Origin of the sequence: Streptomyces himastatinicus ATCC 53653 (genome assembly GCF_000158915.1) — a bacterium.
Classification (GTDB): domain Bacteria; phylum Actinomycetota; class Actinomycetes; order Streptomycetales; family Streptomycetaceae; genus Streptomyces; species Streptomyces himastatinicus.
In genome coordinates this window covers 3,664,933-3,670,954 of record NZ_GG657754.1, presented here as the reverse complement: position 1 = coordinate 3,670,954, position 6,022 = coordinate 3,664,933, and the positions used below count along the sequence as shown (strand labels likewise).

Genomic DNA, 6,022 nt, shown 5'->3' with positions numbered 1-6,022 from the left:
TGAGCGAGGCGCGGGCGTGGCCGGAGGCCGACGACCGTCCGCGGCGTGCGGGCGTGTCCTCGTTCGGTGTGAGCGGGACGAACGCGCACGTGATCGTGGAGCAGGCCCCGGCCGTGGAGGAGGAGCAGGCGGTCGGTGTGGCGCCTGCGGTGGTGCCGTGGGTGGTCTCGGGGCGTGGCGAGACTGCCTTGAGGGGCCAGGCCGCGCGCCTGCTGTCCCAGGTGGAGGGTGACGCCGGGCCGTCGCCGGTGGATGTGGGCTGGTCGCTGGCGGCGGGGCGCGCCGCGCTGGAGGACCGTGCCGTGATCATGGGCGGTTCGCGGGACGAGCTGGTGGCCGGTCTCGGGGTGGTGGCGCGGGGTGAGGAGGCCCCGGGCGTGGTGGTCGGCCGGGGTGTGGCCGGTGGTGGTGGCCGGGTGGCGGTGGTGTTCTCGGGTCAGGGTTCGCAGCGGGTGGGCATGGGCCGTGAGTTGTATGGCCGGTTCCCGGTGTTCGCACGGGTCTTTGACGAGGCGTGCGGGCTGCTGGATGGGGAGTTGGCCGGGCATGTGGAGTGCTCGGTGCGGGATGTGGTGTTCGGCGAGGCCGGGGCGTCGGGTCTGCTGGATGAGACGGTGTTCACCCAGGCGGGTTTGTTTGCCGTTGAGGTGGCGCTGTTCCGGCTGGTGGAGTCCTTCGGTGTAACGCCGGACTTCGTGGGCGGGCATTCCATCGGCGAGATCGCGGCAGCTCATGTGGCGGGTGTGTTCTCTCTGGCGGACGCGGCGAGGTTGGTGGCGGCGCGTGGTCGGTTGATGCAGGCGCTGCCTTCTGGTGGTGCGATGGTGGCGGTGCAGGCTGCCGAGGCCGAGGTGGCGCCGTTGTTGTCCGGTTGTGAGGACCGGGTGGGTATCGCGGCGGTCAATGGTCCGTCGTCGGTGGTGCTCTCCGGTGATGAGGACGTGGTCCTTGGGATCGCTGGTGAGCTGGCTGAGCTGGGGCGTAAGACCAAGCGGCTGCGGGTGTCGCATGCGTTCCACTCGCCGCGCATGGAGCCGATGCTCGCCGAGTTCCGTTCCGTGGCCGAGGGGCTGACGTACGGGGCGCCGGGGATCCCCGTCGTCTCCAACGTGACCGGGGCGCTGGCTTCGGGCGATGAGCTGGGCTCGGCGGAGTACTGGGTGCGGCATGTGCGGGAGGCCCGTGCGGTTCGCCGATGGTGTGCCGGGCCCTGGGCGCACCAGGGTGTGTCGGTGTGCGTCGAAGGTCGGTCCGGGCGGTGCGCTGAGCGCGATGGGCGCCGAGACCCTGCCCGAGGCGGCGTTCGTGCCGGTGCTGCGGGCGGACCGTGCCGAGGAGCAGGCGTTCGTCGAGGGCGTGGCCCGGGCGTGGGCCCATGGCGCGTCGGCGGACTGGACGCAGGCGTTCGAGGGGACGGGTGCGTCCCGCGTCGACCTGCCCACGTACGCCTTCCAGCGCGAGCGGTACTGGCTGGACGTGCCCGCGGACGCGGTGGGCTCCGGGGCCGCGGCCGGGCTGGGGCTCGGTTCGGCGGAGCATCCGCTGCTGGGCGCGGCCGTGGAATTGGCGGGCGCGGACGGGCTGCTGCTGACGGGGCGGCTGTCGCTGCGTACGCATCCGTGGCTGGCCGATCACGTGGTGGCGGGCGCGGTGCTGCTGCCCGGAACGGCGTTTGTCGAGCTGGCGGTGCGCGCCGGTGACCAGGTCGGTTGCGATGTGGTGGAAGAGCTGACGCTTCAGGCGCCGCTGGTGATGCCGGAGAGCGGCGGTGTGCTGCTCCAGCTGGTGGTGGACGAGCCGGACGAGGCCGGGCGGCGTTCGCTGACCGTGTACTCCCGGCCGGAGGACACGTCGTCGGACGACGCGTGGACCTGCCACGCCATGGGTGTGCTGGGCACGGGCGGTGCGCGGCCGACGGCCGATGAGCTGGCGGTATGGCCGCCGGTGGACGCGGAGCCGGTGGCTTCTGGCGACATGTACGCGGACCTGGTGGCCGCCGGTTACAGCTACGGGTCGGTGTTCCAGGGTGTACGGGCGGTGTGGCGGCGTGGCGAGGAGGTGTTCGCCGAGGTCGCGCTGGACGAGGAGCAGCAGGCGGAGGCGGCGCGCTTCGGCGTGCATCCGGCGCTGCTGGACGCGGCGCTGCACAGCGTGAAGTTCGGCGGCCTCTTCCCCGACGACCGCGCCCGGTTGCCGTTCGCGTGGCGCGGGGTGTCGCTGCACGCGGCGGGCGCCGGTGCGCTGCGGGTACGGCTGGCTCCGGCCGGTACGGACGCGGTCTCGGCGCTGGTCGCGGACAGCACCGGGCAGCCCGTTGCGACGATCGAGTCCCTGGTCATGCGGGAAGTGGACCCCGACCAGATCGCCAGCACGGCCGGGCGGGACGACGAGCTGTTCCGCGTCGAGTGGGCGGCGGTTCCGCCGACGTCGCTGGACGACGTCGAGCGTTCCGTCGACTGGGCGGTGATCGGCGCGGACGCCGTGCACCTCGCCGGGGGAGAGGTGTACCCGGATCTGGCCGCGCTGGGTGACGCGGTGGCGGCCGGGGCCGTGCTGCCGGGCGCCGTCGTGGTGCCCGTACCGGCGCCGGAGGGGCGCGAGGTGGCCGAGGAGGCCCGGGCGGGCGGCCGTTGGGCGCTGGAGGTCGTGCAGGCGTGGCTGACGGACGAGCGGTTCGCGGCGGCCGCTTCGCGGTTGGTGCTGGTGACGTCGGGCGCGGTGGCGGCCGGGGCCGGGGAGACGGTGCGGGACCTGGCGGCGGCTCCGGTGTGGGGGCTGCTGCGGTCGGCGCAGACGGAGAACCCCGGCCGGTTCGTGCTGGTGGACACCGATGGCGTGCGGGCGTCGTGGGAGGCGCTGCCGGGCGCGCTGGCGTGGGCCGTGGGGCAGGACGAACCGCAGCTGGCGCTGCGCGCGGGCGAGGTGCGCGTACCGAGCCTGGCCCGGGTGTCGCAGGGCGACGGCGCGCTGACCCCGCCCGCCGGGGTGTCCGCCTGGCGACTGGAGATCGAGAACACGGGCTCGTTCGCCAACCTGGAGCTGCTGGAGTGCCCCGAGGCCGAACAGCCGCTGGCCGCAGGTCAGGTGCGGGTCCAGGTCCGGGCGGCCGGGATGAACTTCAAGGATGTGGTGCTGGCCCTGGGCGTGGTGGAGGGCAAGGCCACGATGGGCCACGAGGCCGCGGGCGTGGTGATCGAGGTCGGTGAGGGGGTGACCGACCTGGCCCCCGGCGACCGCGTGATGGGCCTCTTCTCCGGCGCGTTCGGCCCGGTCGCCGTCACCGACCGGCGGATGGTGGCGCCGATGCCCGCGGGGTGGTCGTTCGTACGGGCCGCCTCCGTGCCCGTCGTCTTCCTGACCGCGTACTACGGCCTGCGCCACCTGGCCGGGCTGCGGTCCGGCGAATCGGTGCTGGTGCACAGCGCCGCCGGCGGAGTCGGCATGGCGGCCGTACAGCTCGCGCGCCACTGGGGCGCGGACGTCTTCGGCACGGCCAGCGAGGGCAAGTGGGACGCGCTGCGCGCCTCCGGCCTCGACGACACGCGCATCGCCTCCTCCCGCACGCTGGACTTCGAGGACCGCTTCCGCGCCGCGACCGACGGCCGGGGCATGGACGTGGTGCTGGACGCCCTCGCGGGCGATTTCGTGGACGCCTCGCTCCGCCTGCTGCCCCGCGGCGGCCGCTTCCTGGAGATGGGCAAGACCGACCAGCGCGACCCGGCCGAGGTCGCCGCGGCCCACCCGGGCGTCGTCTACCAGGCGTTCGACCTGGCCGAAGCCGGGCTGGACCGTACCCAGGAGATGCTGGTCGAACTGCTGGAGCTGTTCGAGCACGGCGTGCTCACCCCGCTGCCCGCCACGACCTGGGACGTACGGCGCGCTCCCGAGGCATTCCGCTACCTCAGCCAGGCCCGGCACATCGGCAAGGTGCTGCTCACCATCCCCGCCCCGCTGGCCGGAACGGGCACGGGCACCGCCCTGGTGACCGGCGCCACCGGGACCCTCGGCGGTCTGGTGGCGCGGCACCTGGTGGTGGAACACGGTGTGCGGGAATTGCTGCTGGTCAGCCGTCGTGGCCCGGACGCCGAAGGCGCGTCGGAGCTGGTGGCGGAGCTGTCGGAGCTGGGTGCGCGGGCCCGGGTGGTGGCCTGCGATGTGGCCGATCGCGATGCGCTGGCGGAGTTGCTGGCGGGGATTCCGGCTGAGCGTCCGTTGTCGGCGGTGGTGCATGCGGCGGGTGTGGTGGATGACGGTCTGGTGTCGGCGTTGTCGCCGGAGCGGGTTGATGGGGTGATGCGTCCGAAGGTGGATGCGGCGTGGAATTTGCATGAGTTGACGCGTGAGTTGGGGCTGTCGGCGTTCGTGCTGTTTTCGTCGGCTGCGGGTGTGCTGGGGAGTGCGGGTCAGGGGAATTACGCGGCGGCGAATGTGTTCCTGGACGCGTTGGCGGCGGTGCGGCGGGCTGAGGGGTTGCCTGCGTCGTCGTTGGCGTGGGGGATGTGGGAGCAGCGCAGTGGGATGACCGGTGAGTTGGGTCAGGCGGATCTGGCGCGGATTGCTCGTTCGGGCTTGGCGGCGGTGTCGTCGGATGAGGGGCTGGCGCTCTTTGACGCCGGTGTGGCGGCTGATGAGGCGTTGTTGCTGCCGGTGCGGCTGGACATGGCCGCGCTGCGTTCGCTGGGCGACGAGGCGCCGACCATGCTGCGCGGCCTCGTACGAGGCGCCGTACGACGTGGCCGGGCCGCGGCCGCCGGGCGCAGCGCGGCGGGCACCGGGGGACTGGGCCAGCAGCTGGCGGGCCGCTCCGAGGCCGAACAGCTCGCGGAGCTGTCGGAGCTGGTGCGCGGGCATGTCGCGATCGTGCTCGGTCATGGCTCGGCGGGCGCGGTGGAGGAGAGCCGGGCGTTCAAGGATCTCGGCTTCGACTCGCTGACCGCCGTGGAGCTGCGCAACCGGCTCAACGCCGCCACCGGGCTGCGACTGCCCGCCACCCTCATCTTCGACCACCCCACCCCCAACGCCCTCGCCCGCCAGCTGCGCGACGAACTGCTCGGCGCCCAGCCCGAGATCGGCGGCGCCGCCATGGCTCCCGCGCAGGTCCCGGCCCTGCGGGCGGACGAGCCGATCGCCATCGTCGGCATCGGGTGCCGCTACCCGAGCGAGGCCGACTCCCCGGAGGCGCTGTGGGATCTGCTGGCCTCCGGCGGGGACAGCATCACCGACTTCCCGACCGACCGCGGCTGGGACCTCGACACGCTGTACGACGCCGACCCGGACCGCCCCGGGAAGTCGTACGTGCGCACCGGCGGCTTCCTCAAGACCGCCGCCGACTTCGACGCGGACTTCTTCGGCATCTCCCCGCGTGAGGCCGTGGCGATGGACCCGCAGCAGCGGCTGCTGCTGGAGACGTCGTGGGAGGCCATCGAGCGGGCGGGCATCGACCCCGCCTCCCTCCGGGGCTCCCAGGCAGGTGTGTTCGCCGGTGCGGCGGCGCAGGGGTACGCCTTCGGCAGGGAGAACGCCGCCGAGGGCAGCGACGGCTACTACCTGACCGGCACCACGACCTCCGCCATCTCGGGGCGCGTCGCCTACACCCTGGGTCTTGAGGGCCCCGCGGTGACTGTAGACACGGCGTGCTCGTCGTCGCTGGTGGCGCTGCACCTGGCGGTGCAGGCGCTGCGCAACGGCGAGTGCTCGATGGCGCTGGCCGGTGGCGTCGCGGTGATGGCCTCGCCGACCATCTTCGTGGAGTTCAGCCGTCAGCGCGGGCTGTCGCCCGACGGCCGGTGCCGGTCGTTCTCGGACGACGCGGACGGTACGGGGTGGGCCGAGGGTGCGGGCATGCTGCTGCTGGAGCGGCTGTCGGATGCGCGGGCGAATGGCCATCGGGTGTTGGCGGTGGTGCGTGGTTCGGCGGTGAATCAGGACGGTGCGTCCAATGGTCTGACGGCGCCGAACGGGCCGTCGCAGCAGCGGGTGATTCGGGCCGCGTTGGCGAATGCGGGTGTGTCGGCGGCGGATG

Annotated in this window: 1 protein-coding gene and 1 pseudogene; both read left to right on the top strand. The window is 73.3% G+C overall.

Annotated elements, in window-relative coordinates:
• Window positions 1-1,121 (top strand): annotated as a pseudogene (locus tag SSOG_RS57470) (acyltransferase domain-containing protein); the annotation flags it as partial.
• 151 nt (window positions 1,122-1,272) lie between these two features.
• Window positions 1,273-6,022 (top strand): SDR family NAD(P)-dependent oxidoreductase (locus SSOG_RS55995; protein WP_245606298.1); only part of this gene is annotated, 4,750 nt, incomplete at its 3' end.